Here is a 15,576-nt window from a genome sequence, read left to right on the forward strand (position 1 = left end):
TTTACAGATGCCGTGCGACAACCACAAGCGGCGATCCTTAACCGCGCAAGCGATCACGGTGTCGGGCCAGCCAATTGGCCAGCAACAACAGCGGCAAATCTTTGAATTCGTTGTTGTCTGCCTTCTGCATGAAGGTGTCGAAAGGCATGATTTGGGTTCGAATATCCTCTCCCTCGGACGCCAAACCCCCATTGTCGATCGTCCCCACAAGATCACCCAGACCTACATAGAGATAGACATACTCAGTTGACGACCCGCTCGAGGAATAAGCCCCACCCGCATATTCCAGAGAGTCCAGCGTCACATGCGCCTCCTCCAGCGCTTCGCGATAGGCGGTCTGCTCGGGTGTTTCACCGGGGTCGATCATGCCTGCCACGGGTTCCCACATCCAGGGCTCAGGGTCATCAATCAGAAAAATCGGCGCACGGAACTGCTCGACCAACAACACGGCATCGCGCACAGGGTCATAAGGCAGAACGACAACAGCGGCCCCCTGCATCAACCCACTACGGTTTAGAACCGGCCCCATAGTGCCATCATGCTGACGATGCTGCACCTCAAGCTCTTCTACGCCGAAATAGTTGATATAAGCACGTTTGTGGCTTTGGATGATGACATCTTTTTCCGTGTCGCGCGGGTCATCAGTCCGGCGCTTGCGCGCGGCCAGCTTAGCCCAGGCACGGGTTCGGATCGGTGCAAAGTTTCGCACAATATCGGCAGCGTCGACCTTACCGTAATAGGCCATCTCTTCCTGAGCAGCGAGGACCACCACCTCAGCCCATTCGCGGACCCAATCCCCCAAAGACCACAGCTTATCTGGAGACCAAAGACCGGGTTCGGGGTAAAACACACGGGCCTCAGAGCGGGTGCCGTCTTCAAGCTCTACAATCTGCGGACTAAGGTCGTATTCAAATCCACCCTCATAATAGGCCAGCCGCCTCAGATCTTCGGCGCCCAAACCTTGCACCAACACGCCTTCAGCGTTGCTGCCCTTTTCCGCCACTATCATCGGAAAAGCCTCTGCCTTCACGCCATAGACCGCGTGATCAGGCAGGCTGACCCGAGAAAACTCCAAATTTGATAGAGTGCGGCCAAGCACACATTCCAGCAATGGTAAATGCCGGAGGGTGCCGTAAAAGAACAAATCGGACACTAGAGCGAAACTCGATTTAAATCAGGTGATTTACCGCCAACGGCGGTTAGCCTCTTCGGCTGCAAGCCCTGCGATAAGAGCTCCTATCGCCAAAGTCCACAGAATTTCAGATGTCAGTAGAAGTTTGCTGTATTCCACGCTGAGCTGGAAAATTGAAATAAGAGCCTCGAACGGGCCGTCATAACGGTGGCGCATGGCCAGTCGGAACATCTCATAGCAGCCTTGTGTGAACAGGCACCAGAACACGGTCGCCGCCATGCCAGTCAAACCATTATTGACCGCAGCGGTCCAACCGCGGCCAACACGCTTGCCCATAACCTTCCAGCCACATGCGAACCCTATCAACATGTTTACATAGGTGAACCAGCCATAGTCCTTCCCCTCTTCCCCGTTGTTGATAATCATGGATGAGACGAGAAACGCCACGACCAGCAGACAAATTGCAGCAACGAGACGCGGAGCAGTAGGCATACGGTATTTCCGTTTGTTAACTGGGTTTTGCTATAGTGATCTGTGTCACATCGCAGTTGCCAGTGTCAAAGGCTGCTCCGCATGCGGTCAAATAATAGTTCCACATGCGGCGGAAACGCTCATCAAAGCCCAGTTCGGAAATTTCGTCCCATTTGTCGTTGAACGTATCATACCAACGGCGCAGGGTCAGATCGTAACTTTTGCCGAATTCGCGTGATTTCACCACATTCAATCCTGCATCGGTTACCTGCTGTTTCAGGACCGAAGGCGCCGGAAGCATTCCGCCCGGAAAGATATATTTCTGAATGAAATCAACGCCATTTTTGTAGATGTCCCAACGATGATCTGCGACGGTGATAATTTGCAGCGTGGCTTGAGCACCCGGTTTCAGACGATCACGGACCGTTTCGAAATAGACAGGCCAGTACTTTTGGCCCACGGCCTCGAACATCTCAATCGAGGCAATGCCGTCATATTGACCCCTTTCGTCACGGTAATCCTGCAATTTGAACTCAACCAGTTCAGAAAGCCCCGCATTTTCAATCCTTTGCTTGGCAAAATTCAACTGCTCTTGACTGATAGTAAGACCTGTGACCCGAAGGCCACGCTCTTTCGCGGCATATTCCGCGAAGCCACCCCAGCCACAACCGATCTCAAGGATATGATCTCCGGGCTTTGCGCCCATCTCGTCCACAAGGCTCGCGTATTTAGCAGTTTGAGCCTTTTCCAGGCTTTCCTGCCCGGTCTCGAACAGAGCGCTGGAATAGGTCATCGTATCGTCCAACCACAATCCGTAGAAATCATTCCCTAAATCGTAATGATACGAGATGTTCTTCTTGGCCTGACGCCGGTGATTGCGGTGCAGCCAAAAGCGCAAACGCTCGTAGGCCTGAACCAGAAACTTGCCGGTGAAATCGTCATACACGGTCTCGGTGCCCAGATGCACCAAATCCATGAATGAGCGCAGGTCGGGCGTGCTCCACCCCCCCTCCAGATAAGAATCCGAAAAACCCAGTTCTCCCTCTCGGATCAAACGCGCAAATACGTCGGGGTCGTGAATATCAACGCGCGCCACCGGTCCCGGCTTGGCACCTTCGGATCGGAACACGCGCCCATCGGGCAAAGCGATATCCATTCGCCCCGAACCCATCCGGTTCAACATTTTGAACACTTGAGCAAAGTATCTGGGCAGGTCTTTTTGCCCTTCAGTTGTCGTCAGGATCATCCGCTCTCCCCTGTGCGGCCGCAGTTAAAAGCTAGGCCGAGTTTGTGTTTCTGGCAAGTTTTCAGTTCCTTACCCGGTTTTTCGGCCTTCATAAGCCGCCAAGGCGCACGCTCGGCCAGCGGCCAGATCGACCACTGGTGAAGGGTAATTTTCCGCCGGATCAAGCGCCCACGAATGCGGCACAGCCCCAAAATAAGCCAACGCCGTAGCCGAAGGCTTGGCCTGTTCTTCGGCGATCCAGTGTTTTAGATAAACATCATCAGGATCAAATTTTTCCTGCTGTGTCAGTGGGTTAAATATCCGAAAGAACGGTGATGCATCCGGACCGGAACCTGCCACCCACTGCCAACCCATCGCATTTGCAGCCGGGTCCCAGTCAATCAGGCACTCAGTAAACCAATCCATTCCGATTTTCCAGTGCGTCATCAGATGCTTGGTCAAGTAGCTTGCGACGATCATGCGCGCCCGGTTGTGCATACGACCGGTCACATACATTTGACGCAACCCCGCATCGACAACAGGAATACCGGTGCGGGCCTGACGCCAGGCGATCACCTCGGGCCGACTGGCATCGCTATGCCACGGGAACGCATCCCATTCCGGTTTCCAGTTCCCGCTGAGCAAACGCGGTGTGTGATACATCAAGTGGTACGCAAACTCACGCCAAACCAATTGGCGCAAATAGGCGTCTGTCCCTTGCGTACCGTTCATCGCGGCCCGCTGAACCGCATGCCAGACACTGCGGGGGCCGATTTCGCCGAGCGACAGGTATTCGGACAGATCCGAGGTACCCTTCAAATCCAGACGGTCCCGGTCGTGCGAATAGTTTGGGATTCGGTCCAGAAATTCGTGCAAAGCCTCAAAGGCGGCATTCTCTCCGGGGCGGACAAAAGGTGCGACCACGGCCGCGCCCCGGTTCATTGCCGCACCCAGGTTCCACGTCTTTAAATCTTCTGAAGATGGCCATGTTGACGGCGCCTTTATTGGCGGCTCTGGTTCGGGCGCGGGAACTTCACGCCCCTGAACCACCCTCCACATCGGAGTAAAAACCCGGAAAGGTTGGCCCGCCTTAGTGGCGACGGTCCATGGCTCGAACAGCAGGTGGCCCGAAAATGATTTGGCCTCTACCCCCTGCTCTGCCAAAGCAGACTTAATGCGTGTGTCACGGGCGATGGCATCAGGATCATACGCTCGCGTCCAATAGACGCCGCTGGCTCCGGTTTCTGCGATTAGGTTCTGCAAAACAGTCAGCGCGTCCCCGCGCCGCAGGATTAACCGGCTGCCAATGTGCGACAGAGATTGCGCGAAAGCTTCAAGTCCCAGCCCAAGTCGCCATTTCGGCGCCGCACCAAGCGCTTGAGCCAAATCGTCCAGAATGAAAACCGGCAAAATAGGACGACCCGTTTGGGCCGCAGCACTTAGCGCGGGATGGTCCGACAGGCGCAAATCCCGCCGGAACCATATGATGATCGGTGATTGGTTGTTTTCCATAACCGCCCGGTTGTTTTCTTCGCATTACGAAGCCGGGCGGAAACTGGATCACAAAACGGCGTCAAGTGCGTTCAATAACTGATCAATTTCCTGCTGAGAGGTATAGTGCGTAAAGCTGACCCGTAGAACGCCCTGTTTCAGATCAACGCCCATCGCCTGCAACGGGCGCACGGCGTAAAAATCTCCGCCTTCGGCCATAATCCCGTGTTCGACAAGATCGGCAGCTACCGCAGCGGTGCTCCGGTTCAAGGCGAGAGCCACGGTCGGCGCACGCCGCGCAGCATCCGACGTGCCGATCAGACGGACTGCGTTGCGGTCTTTGACTGCATCCAGCACAGGTTGCAGCAGAGCAATCTCTCGCCCACGCATCAGCTCATGCACAAATGCACCGCGCGCAGTCGGGTCGCCTTGGGGTCCGTTATGGTGATCCGACAGCATATCGACGTAATCCGCCATTCCAGCGCAGGCCGCGACCTGAGCGTGATCCGGTCCGGCAGGAGTGAAGCGTCTATACAGATCTTCTCCATTAAAAAAATGACCCTGGTTCGGCAGCAGCTCTCCCAAAGCCCGACGGATCACCATGCAGCCCTGATGGGGGCCGTAGGTTTTGTAGGCTGAAAACAAATAGATATCAGGTCCCAGATCACCAACATTCGGAAAGCCATGCGGCGCGTATGAAACGCCGTCGACGCAAACAAACGCCCCAGCCGCATGGGCAATGGCAGTGATTTCCGTGACGGGATTGATCTCTCCGATCACGTTCGAGCAATGAGGAAAACAGACCAGACGGACCTTCTCGTCCAACAGATTCTCAAGATCCGCCGGGTTCAGTGATCCGGTTTCCGGATCGATCTGCCATTCACGGATTTCGATGCCGTCCTCAGCCAGACGCCGCCACGGGCCGGAATTGGCTTCGTGATCCTGATTGGTAACGATGATCGCCTCGCCCGGCTGCATCCACTGCCGGAACGCTTGCGCCAGAACATAGGTGTTCTGCGTGGTCGATGGGCCAAAGCTCAGCTCATCGGTATCAACGCCTAGAATTGCGGCCATTCGGGAGCGGGCCTCGTCCATCTCTTCGCCTGCCAGACGGCTGGCATCATAGGGGGCATAGGGCTGTACTTTGCGTTGGGTGTAATAGCGCGACAGACGATCTATCACCGGCTGACAGGTATAAGACCCACCAGCGTTCTCAAAAAACGCCTGCCCTTGCAGACTGGGTTCGGAAAAAGCCGGGAACTGCGACCGAACAAAATTGATATCCAGAGTGCTCATGGCACGTGCCTCCTTGATCATGCTCGTAAATCCAAGAGGTGCCCGAGCATGATTTCGGAACCCTCAGAAATCATGGCAGGTCTTCCAGCCCAGCCGACACCTATGGGTGTCCGCAGCCCCGCGTCGCGCAGGAACGGCGCTAAATTGCCCAGAGCCCTTCGTTTCGTCAAGAACACAACCGTTCCTGACATAAAAAAAGCCGGGCTCGATAGCCCGGCGTTGCAAACTCGTGGACGTCGGCTTAGCCCTGAACCTTGGTATAGGTCCCCTCGCCCGCCAGAATGCCGCGGAAACCGCCGGGTTCGTCCAGCCCGAAGACGATTAGTGGCAGGTTGTTGTCGCGTGCCAGCGCGATGGCCGAGGCATCCATGACACGCAACCGCTTGGCCAGCACATCGTCATAGGTGACCGTGTCATAACGCACCGCGTCCGCGTGCTCTTTTGGGTCTTTGTCATAGACGCCATCCACGCCGTTCTTGCCCATAAAGATTGCCTCACACGCCATTTCATTAGCCCGCAAGGTCGCCGCGGTATCGGTCGTAAAATAAGGGTTTCCGGTCCCGGCGGCAAAAATGCAGACCCGTTTCTTTTCAAGGTGTCGCACGGCACGACGACGGATGTACGGCTCGCACACCTCATCCATACGAATGGCCGAGATGACACGGGTAAACACCCCGACTTCTTCCAGAGCTGATTGCATCCCCAGCGCGTTCATCACCGTGGCCAGCATGCCCATATAGTCGGCGGTCGTCCGTTCCATCCCCTGAGCCGAGCCACTAAGACCACGGAAGATATTGCCGCCACCAATGACCATACAGATCTCGACGCCCAGATCGTGCACCGATTTGACCTCTTGCGCGATGCGCTGAACCGTGGGTGGATGCAGGCCAAACCCCTGATCCCCCATCAACGCCTCACCCGAGATCTTCAGCATCACTCGGCTGTACTTTGTCTTGGGGGCTTCGATCGTTTCGACTGTCGGGGAAAGGCTCATGTTGCGCTCCGGGCTGGCACGGGTTTATTTTCCGGCGCAAAATGAAGCAAAAACTCCGCGGGTTCAATGCGGATGGTGAGAATTGAGGCACCCTGGATGGCTAATAACGACAGTTCGCAGATTTGGGACCGCCTGCCTCCCATCCCCGATGACAAACCAGTTTTGATTGCTGGGCCGACGGCCTCGGGCAAATCGGCGCTCGCTTTGCAAATCGCCGAGACTTTCGGCGGCGTGATCGTCAACGCCGATGCCAGTCAGGTCTATGATTGCTGGCGGATGATCTCTGCCAGGCCTTCGATCGAAGAAGAGGCACGCGCGCCGCATCTTCTTTATGGCCATATCGCCTATGATCAGGACTATTCCACCGGACACTGGCTGCGCGAAGTGACCCCCCTGTTGTCAGGTGACAAGCGCCCCATCATCGTTGGCGGCACGGGCCTGTATTTCTCGGCCCTGACCGAGGGAATGGCTGATATCCCAGCCACGCCGCCCGCAATCCGGGCCGAAGCGGATCAATTGGAACTGCCCACTCTGATCGAAGGCGTTGACGCGGAAACACTCAGCCGGATTGACATTCAAAACCGGGCCCGCGTTCAGCGCGCATGGGAGGTGCAGAAGGCCACCGGGCGCAGCTTACGCGATTGGCAGGCCGAGACGCCTCCTCCTATTTTGGATATTGCGGACGCGGTTCCAATCGTTTTTGACACGGAAAAACAATGGCTTCTGGATCGCATCACACGCCGGTTCGATCAGATGTTGGACACCGGCGCGTTGGACGAGGTTGAGGCAATGCGGGACCTCTATGACCCGTCTCTACCAGCATTCAAAGCCATCGGCGTACCCGAGTTGATGGCCTATCTAGACGGCCGCCTGTCTCTTGATGCTGCCAAGGAGCGCGCGACAATTGCCACCCGGCAATTCGCCAAACGGCAACGAACATGGTTTCGCGCACGAATGCAAAAATGGAATCGCATTGATTTCTCAGCGTGATACGTACGCCACTTTGAGTCTCTGCCAAACTGGCAAACCATCTGACGATTCCCAATCACACCCTTTTGGCCTGTTTACGACAGTATACAATGGCGAAATCAGCCCAACACACCCTATTGAAGCTTTAAGCACACCCCAAGCATGTCGCTTTTGTGCCATGAATGTCGATTTCACGCATTGACCTAACCCAGTTTCTGGGGCCGAATAGCTGTATGGGGATGATTAGCATTCAGCTCGACTTTCACGAACTTGCCGACCGGTGTCAGACGGTCTGAGCGGTTCTACCACTCTTCATAAAAAATGTGTCACAGGGAGAGACATTCATGAAACATCAAACACTCACCGGAGCACCGGTCCATTGGGCGGCAGAAATGCACGCTCAGGAATGTCGCGACGGCAAGCTCAGCCGACGCGAGTTCATCGCTCGCGCAACCGCGTTGGGTGTTGCTGTTCCGACTGCCTACAGCATGATCGGCCTGCAATCACCTGCAGCAGCACAAGAACCTCCGCGCGGCGGCACAATCCGCTATCAGATGGAGGTTCGCGCCCTCAAGGATCCGCGCACCTATGACTGGACCCAGATTGCCACATTCACGGCGGGTTGGCTGGAATATCTGGTCGAATACAACAATGACGGTTCCTTCAAGCCCATGCTGCTGGAAAGCTGGGAAGCCAACGATAACGCAACCGAGTACACACTTAACGTGCGCAAGGGCGTAAAGTGGAACAACGGCGATGATTTCACCGCCGAAGACGTTGCGCGCAACATCACCGCTTGGTGTGATGCAACGGTCGAAGGCAACTCGATGGCTGCGCGTATGGCCTCGTTGGCGGATGCGACAACGCAAAAGGCATCCGATGGCGCGATCACAGTAGTCGACAGTCACACCGTGAAGCTAAAGTGTAACGCCCCGGACATCACGATCATCCCTGGTATGGCCGATTACCCGGCAGCCATTGTACACAGCAGTTTTGATGCCAATGACATGCTGGGCAACCCGATCGGCACCGGTTTCATGATACCAGAAAGCCACGAAGTTGGAGTGAAAGGCGTACTGGTCCGCAATGAAGGCTTCGATTGGTGGGGTTACGAGGCCGGCAAAGGAGGTTACATCGACCGGATCGAGTTCATTGACTACGGCACAGATCCAGCCGCCTTCCTGGCTGCGTATGAGGCCGAAGAAATCGACATGAACTGGGAATCGGTTGGCGAATTCGTCGACATCTTTGATGGCATCGGCCTTGTCCGTTCGGAAATCCCGTCGGGCTTTACCATTGTCATCCGTCCCAACCAACTGGCCGAAGACGGCAACGGCAACAAGATCTATGGCGACAAGCGGGTCCGTCAGGCCTTGGCTATGGCTGTTGACAACGAAGTTTGTCTGGAGCTGGGTATGTCGGGCTACGGCATTCCTGCGGACAACTGCCATGTTGGCCCGATGCACCCCGAGCATGACTCGGCCGTGACACGCATCCCGTACGATCCTGCAGGCGCCAAAGCGCTGATGGACGAAGCGGGCATGGGTGACTTTGAGCACGAAGTTCAGTCGATCGATGACGACTGGCGTCGGAACACAACGGCGGCTGTGGTTGCTCAGTTGAACGACGCTGGCATCAAGGCCAGGCATACCGTACTGCCAGGATCGACTTTCTGGAATGACTGGACCAAATATGCGTTCTCGTCGACCAACTGGAACCACCGCCCATTGGGCACACAGGTTCTGGCGCTGGCCTATAAGTCAGGTGTCGCATGGAATGAATCGGGCTTTGCCAATGAAGAGTTCGACGCCCTGCTGGCCGAAGCAAACTCGATCGCCGATGTCGACAAACGCCGCGAGGTGATGGCTAAACTGCAAGCGATTATGATCGAAGAAGGCGTTACAATTCAGCCCTACTGGCGGACAGCGATGCGTCATCACCGCGAAAATATGGTGGGTGTCGAAAAGCACATCGCGGACCTGCCGCAGCTTTACAAGTTCGGCATTTTGTCCTGAGCCAACTATAACACAAGGCCGCGCCGCATTGGCGCGGCCTTTTCGTCCGGACTGCGGCGACCATAAAACAGCTATGCGTGAAGCCAAACAAAATTCACGCCAGCCTACCAACAGGGGCTAACATGGGACTATTTATCCTAAGACGCGTGGGCATCATGCTTATGACAGCATTGTGCCTTACATTTTTAGTCTTTTTCCTCACCAACCTTTATCCAAACCTCGAAAAGCTCGCGAAAACGCAGGGCAACTTTCGGATGTCGGATGAGCAGGTCGAGAGTTTTCTGGAAAAGAATGGATACTTACAGCCAACGCCGATCAAATACGGTGAATGGCTGGGGATTCTGCCTTCCTTCCGATATGAGAACGAAGATGGCACTATTCAGGGCAGATGCATTTTGCCTGGTCAATCGGCAGAAGAGGCCCCCAATTTCTGTGGCATTCTACAAGGTTATTGGGGCTACTCTACTGTTTTCAAAGAGGAAGTATCGAAGGTTGTGGGCAATCGCTTAGCCCTGACCGGCAGGCTGATGTTCTGGGTTATGTTGCTGATGGTCCCTTCAGCCCTGATACTGGGCATTCTTGCGGGGATGAAAGAAGGCTCTGCCACCGACCGAACACTGTCGACTTTTGCCATCACAACGACGGCGACACCCGAATATGTGTCCGGCGTTATCTTCATCGCAATTTTCACCTCTTCTGCTGTTGGACTAAAGTGGTTCAAGGGCACCGCGACGCAGGCGATGGAAAACCCCACATTCGAGAACTTCTTCCTGCCGGTGCTTACCATCGCGCTTTATGGCATGGGCTATATCGCCCGGATGACCCGCGCCTCGATGACCGAGGTGATGACGGCACAGTATATCCGCACCGCGCGCCTGAAGGGTGTTTCATTCCCGAACATCGTCATGAAACACGCGCTGCGAAATGCACTGATCGCGCCCTTTACCGTCATCATGCTGCAGTTCCCATGGCTGCTGAACGGCGTGGTGATCGTCGAGACCCTGTTCAACTACAAAGGCTTTGGCTGGGCACTGGTTCAGGCGGCGGGCAACAACGACATACAGCTGTTGCTGGCGATTTCGGTCGTGTCGGTCTTTGTGGTGCTGGTGACGCAGCTGATCTCGGATATCGGCTATGTCTACCTCAACCCGCGCATCCGCATTTCTTAAGGAGGGATAGATTATGGAACCACTTACCTGGACCGGCTCTATCGCCTTCCTGAACCCGCTGTTGATGGTCGCAATCGCCGCCCTTCTGGTGTCCATCGTGATCTGGATTGTCGGAAGCATCGTGCTGCCAGAGGCACCGATGAGCGTCAATCTGGATGGAACCCTCAGTTCAGGCTCAGGCCTGCGTGGACTGACGCAAAAGGCGCTTCGCTACAGCTTTACCGCAACTGTCGCCCTCGCGTTGGCCTATATCGTGCTTGGTATATTATTGGGCACTGGCGCAGGGATCATCGGTGCGATTTCGCGGCAGTTTCTGCCTGTCTTGCTCTCAATGATCATCCTGTATGCCATGTCCATCGCCTTCAAGCGGCGTCTGGGATTGTATGGCAAACTGTTCGACAGCCCCATAGGCATGATCGGCTTTGGTCTTGTCATGTTCTGGGTTTTCACAGGCGTCTTTGGTGCGCTGGACCTGATCATCACCCATGACCCGCTGTCGCAGGTGTCGGGGATGAAAAACAAGCTTCCAGGGACACCGCTGCCCAGCCCGGAAGAAGGGGAGTACACTTGGTATCTGCTGGGGGGTGATAACCTTGCGCGCGACGTGTTCAGCCGTATGGTCAAAGGCGCATGGATCGTGGTGCAGATTGCGCCACTTGCCACGTTGTTCGCCTTTATGGTCGGGATCACTCTGGGCCTGCCCGCCGGTTACTATGGCGGTCGTCTGGATACGTTCCTGTCCTTCCTTGCCAACCTGATCCTCGCTTTCCCGGTGATCCTGCTGTTCTATCTGCTGGTCACACCGGAAATCGTGGCGACTGGCGTGCCGAACTATATGGCGGCAGTGCTCTTTGTCTTTCCGATCCTGTTCATCGGCGTTTTGTTGAATTCGCGCTATTACACGCGACCGACATTTCGCACACCGCTGTTGATCGGGGTTCTGGGTGTTGCGATATGGCTGTACCTGTCGCTGATCTCGACTGGCGGCTATATCATCAATACCGATAGCTACCGCATCTGGGGTCTGCCGACCTATCTGGACCTGTTCAACATTCCAGGTGGTATTCTCGTGGTGTTCGTCTCGGTGGTTTTCGTGAATTCACCCACAGTGTTCCGCATCGTGCGGGGGCTGGCACTGGACATCAAAACCCGTGACTACGTAGCTGCCGCACAAACCCGGGGAGAAGGCCCTTGGTACATCATGCTTTGGGAAATCCTGCCCAATGCGCGCGGTCCGCTGATCGTCGATTTCTGCCTGCGGATTGGCTATACCACTATCCTTCTGGGGACATTGGGTTTCTTCGGTCTGGGCCTTCCGCCGGAAAGCCCGGACTGGGGTTCGACGATCAACGAAGGGCGCAAGCTGCTGTCGATCTACTTGCACCCTGCCCTGCCGCCAGCGTTGGCGCTGCTGTCACTGGTTCTTGGTCTGAACCTGCTGGCTGACGGTCTGCGCGAAGAAAGTCTGAAGGACTGATGTGATTGAGGCCGGGGGCTCTGCCCCCGGACCCCCGAGATATTTTTAGCCAGATGAAGGGGATCCCCCATTTGGCGAGGAGTAAGCAAGATGAGCAAAATGGCGGATTATGACGGCCCGATCCTGGAGATCGACAAGCTGTCGATTTCATTCTTCACCCGCTTGCGGGAAATTCCTGCGGTGATGGATTTTTCGGTCAGTGTGCAGCCCGGCGAAGCCGTCGGGCTTGTTGGCGAATCGGGCTGCGGCAAATCCACCGTGGCGCTAGGGGTCATGCAGGATCTCGGCAAGAATGGTCGAATCGTCGGCGGCACGATCAAGTTCAAAGGGCGCGATTTGTCCGAGATGACTTCGGACGAATTGCGCGACATTCGCGGCAACGAGATCGCGATGATTTATCAGGAGCCCATGGCCAGTCTGAACCCGGCGATGAAGATCGGAAAGCAATTGATGGAAGTGCCGATGATCCACGAGGGCGTCGGTGCTGAAGAAGCATATGCCCGCGCGTTGGAGGTGGTTACCGATGTGCGCCTGCCTGACCCCGAGCGAATGTTGAACTCTTTCCCGCATCAGTTGTCGGGCGGTCAGCAGCAGCGGATTGTGATCGCGATGGCGCTGATGTCAAAACCATCGCTGCTAATTCTCGATGAGCCTACGACCGCTCTGGACGTAACAGTTGAGGCCGCCGTGGTCGAACTGGTCAAGGATTTGGGTAAGAAATACGGCACCTCCATGCTATTTATTTCGCATAACCTTGGGCTGGTTCTTGAGACCTGCGACCGGCTGTGCGTGATGTATTCTGGTGAAGCTGTTGAACGTGGCTCGATCCACGATGTGTTCGACGAGATGCAGCATCCCTATACGCAGGCTCTGTTCCGTTCGATCCCCCTACCCGGCGCAGACAAGAACGCGCGGCCTTTGGTGGCCATTCCGGGGAACTTTCCCTTGCCGCACGAACGCCCGCCGGGATGTAACTTTGGTCCACGTTGCGACTATTTCGAAAAAGGCCGCTGCGACGCGCAGAACATTCTGATGGAGCCAGTGCCGGGCAATGACCGCCATCACACGCGCTGTCTGAAGTTCCAAGAGATCGACTGGAATGCGCCGATCACAGTGGGCGAACAGAAGGAAAAGGCCGAGATTGGCCGCACCGTTCTGAAAATGGACAACCTCAAGAAATACTATGAGGTAGCCGCAAACGCGTTGTTCGGCGGTGGTGACACGAAGGTGGTGAAGGCCAACGAAACGCTGAGTTTCGAAGCGCACGAATCCGAAACACTCGCCATTGTAGGTGAATCCGGTTGTGGCAAATCCACCTTTGCCAAGGTGCTGATGGGGCTGGAAACAGCGACCGATGGTCAGATTCTACTGGACAACCGCAATATCGAGGCCGTGCCCATCGAAGAACGCGATGCCAAGACCGTGGGTGAAGTTCAGATGGTTTTCCAGAACCCGTTCGACACGCTGAACCCCTCGATGACGGTGGGCCGTCAGATCATCCGAGCGCTAGAGATATTTGGCGTCGGCAAATCCGAGGCCGAGCGCAAGAAACGCATGCTGGAACTGCTGGACTTGGTAAAACTGCCCCGGGCCTTTGCCGACCGCATGCCAAGGCAACTGTCCGGCGGCCAGAAACAGCGTGTTGGTATAGCGCGGGCCTTTGCCGGTGATGCGAGGATCGTGGTCGCGGACGAACCGGTCTCGGCGCTGGATGTATCGGTGCAGGCGGCAGTAACCGACCTGCTGATGGAAATTCAGCGCGAACACAAAACGACGCTGTTGTTCATCAGCCATGACCTGTCCATCGTGCGCTATCTGAGTGATCGGGTGATGGTGATGTATCTGGGCCATGTGGTCGAACTGGGCACAACCGATCAGGTCTTTGCCCCGCCATATCATCCCTATACCGAAGCTCTGCTGAGCGCTGTGCCGATTGCGGACACGTCTATCGAAAAGCAGCATATCGTCCTTGAGGGAGACATCCCGTCAGCGATGAGTCCACCTCCGGGCTGCCCATTCCAGACCCGGTGCCGTTGGAAGTCCGAAGTTCCCGGCGGATTGTGTGAACGCGACGTGCCACCAGTAAAAACTCTGGCCGATGGGCACCAGGTGAAATGCCACCTTGCCGAAGACATTCTGGCCCGCATGGAACCCGTGATCAAAATCGCTGCTGAATAGAGAAACGAACTCGAAAAAGGCCGGTCTTTGACCGGCCTTTTTTTGCGCCTTGAGGTTTCGGGGTGACAAAACTTAACCCGTCAGAACATTATTCCCAAAATGCATGAACTCCTGTTTCATGCCTGCAATCTCTCCTGCTTCAAGCCGTAGGCTACCGCTGTCTAGCATCTTGTGACTGGGCTGTGCCTTCACCCATTCATCCGCTGATTGCAACGTCGTGAGGGTATAGGAAGTCACTTCGTTCAGGTAGTGCGTCGGAATAACAATCTTGGGTTTAAGCTTGGCAACGATGTCATTGCCTTGGTCATAGCTGAGGATATGTTGCGATCCATCCACCGGCAGTGTCAGAACATCCACCTGCCCGATCGCATCCCAAAACTCCGCAGGGGGATTGTGGCGGTTGTCTCCCCATATGAGCGTGCGGATCCCTCCGGTCTCTACAAGGTAGACGACCATATCCATATGCCCGACATTGTTCGGAGGACAGGCTTCAGCGCCGAATTCGGCCAGAGCGTTCGTCCAATCGTACCAGCCCGGAGCGACGCAGGCATGTTTGTCGGCAAAGCCTGTAATCTTGAGATCGGCGAATTCGAAGTTTCCGACCATCCGATCCAGTACCATGGTCGAACTGGGCCGTTCGATCGCATCGTGATCGAAATGGGCATGCGTGGACATGGTTATGTCAACCGGGATTTGCGGGAACTCATTTCTGAACCATAGCCCCCACGCCCCTGACGGATCATCGCGCCACGGGTCGAATAGAACTGTCGCCCCACCTGGCGATGTGATCTTGATCGCACAATGGCCATAGTAATCGATACCGACCGTTCCAGTGCTGGGCTGGCCAGTTGTACCCTGCAGGTCGATTACGTGATTGTTGTTGCCAGGTTGCAGCCACGCCTGCGACTGCGCCTGAACCGGTTTAGTGCCTATCAGTGAAGCCCCGGCGCAAACTCCAGCAGCGCCTGCCGCCATGAATAGTGACCGGCGCGAAAGTCCCGGTGCCAAGTCATCTCTTTCACCCTTCAGGAATGTCGGTTTAAGATCATTGCGATCCATGTTTTTTCCTCTCTGTTGGACAGCCGCGGTGATCTCCGCGCTATCTTCGACAGGATACCGAGGTCGGCCAGATTGGTTCAGATCGGAAATTTCCGGGGAA

The 15,576-nt window shown here is 55.7% G+C and carries 12 protein-coding genes; 5 read left to right on the forward strand and 7 right to left on the reverse strand.

What is annotated here, in order from left to right:
- Positions 1 to 37: 37 nt before the first annotated feature.
- The 6 genes from ACR0D7_RS01335 to pyrH form a co-directional block, all read right to left on the reverse strand.
- Entirely contained in the window at positions 38 to 1,153 is a 1,116-nt protein-coding gene (locus ACR0D7_RS01335) for an NUDIX domain-containing protein (RefSeq protein ID WP_480677415.1), read from the reverse strand.
- Positions 1,154 to 1,183: 30 nt separating this feature from the next.
- On the reverse strand, positions 1,184 to 1,624 hold the full coding sequence (locus ACR0D7_RS01340; protein ID WP_170381362.1) for a TrgA family protein: 441 nt from the start codon (positions 1,622 to 1,624) through the stop codon (positions 1,184 to 1,186).
- A gap of 16 nt (positions 1,625 to 1,640) precedes the next feature.
- A complete protein-coding gene (locus ACR0D7_RS01345) occupies positions 1,641 to 2,849 on the reverse strand; it encodes a class I SAM-dependent methyltransferase (RefSeq protein ID WP_480677416.1) in 1,209 nt (402 codons plus the stop codon).
- A gap of 69 nt (positions 2,850 to 2,918) precedes the next feature.
- Complete coding sequence (locus ACR0D7_RS01350; protein ID WP_480677417.1) at positions 2,919 to 4,340, reverse strand: cryptochrome/photolyase family protein; 1,422 nt, start codon at positions 4,338 to 4,340, stop codon at positions 2,919 to 2,921.
- A gap of 48 nt (positions 4,341 to 4,388) precedes the next feature.
- Positions 4,389 to 5,615 (reverse strand): aminotransferase class V-fold PLP-dependent enzyme, encoded by a 1,227-nt coding sequence (locus ACR0D7_RS01355; RefSeq protein ID WP_480677418.1) that lies wholly within the window; start codon positions 5,613 to 5,615, stop codon positions 4,389 to 4,391.
- Positions 5,616 to 5,856: 241 nt separating this feature from the next.
- A complete protein-coding gene (gene pyrH, locus ACR0D7_RS01360) occupies positions 5,857 to 6,609 on the reverse strand; it encodes a UMP kinase (protein ID WP_170381366.1) in 753 nt (250 codons plus the stop codon).
- Positions 6,610 to 6,705: 96 nt separating this feature from the next.
- On the opposite strand from pyrH, the gene miaA reads away from it, so the two are divergent.
- From miaA to ACR0D7_RS01385, 5 genes are all read left to right on the forward strand, one after another.
- Entirely contained in the window at positions 6,706 to 7,599 is an 894-nt protein-coding gene (miaA, locus tag ACR0D7_RS01365; RefSeq protein WP_480677419.1) for a tRNA (adenosine(37)-N6)-dimethylallyltransferase MiaA, read from the forward strand.
- Between the two features lie 323 nt (positions 7,600 to 7,922).
- On the forward strand, positions 7,923 to 9,593 hold the full coding sequence (locus tag ACR0D7_RS01370) for an ABC transporter substrate-binding protein (protein ID WP_480677420.1): 1,671 nt from the start codon (positions 7,923 to 7,925) through the stop codon (positions 9,591 to 9,593).
- 122 nt (positions 9,594 to 9,715) lie between these two features.
- Entirely contained in the window at positions 9,716 to 10,762 is a 1,047-nt protein-coding gene (locus tag ACR0D7_RS01375) for an ABC transporter permease (protein ID WP_170569769.1), read from the forward strand.
- A 13-nt stretch (positions 10,763 to 10,775) separates the two neighbouring features.
- Complete coding sequence (locus tag ACR0D7_RS01380) at positions 10,776 to 12,239, forward strand: ABC transporter permease (RefSeq protein ID WP_480677421.1); 1,464 nt, start codon at positions 10,776 to 10,778, stop codon at positions 12,237 to 12,239.
- A 90-nt stretch (positions 12,240 to 12,329) separates the two neighbouring features.
- Positions 12,330 to 14,417, forward strand: coding sequence for a dipeptide ABC transporter ATP-binding protein (locus ACR0D7_RS01385; protein WP_480677422.1), 2,088 nt, complete (start codon positions 12,330 to 12,332; stop codon positions 14,415 to 14,417).
- 72 nt (positions 14,418 to 14,489) lie between these two features.
- Here ACR0D7_RS01385 and ACR0D7_RS01390 read toward each other — a convergent pair whose 3' ends face one another.
- Positions 14,490 to 15,476: an MBL fold metallo-hydrolase gene (locus ACR0D7_RS01390; RefSeq protein WP_480677423.1), complete on the reverse strand. Its 987-nt coding sequence runs from the start codon at positions 15,474 to 15,476 to the stop codon at positions 14,490 to 14,492.
- Positions 15,477 to 15,576: the final 100 nt, after the last annotated feature.

It is taken from the genome of Ruegeria sp. BB7 (genome assembly GCF_056539365.1).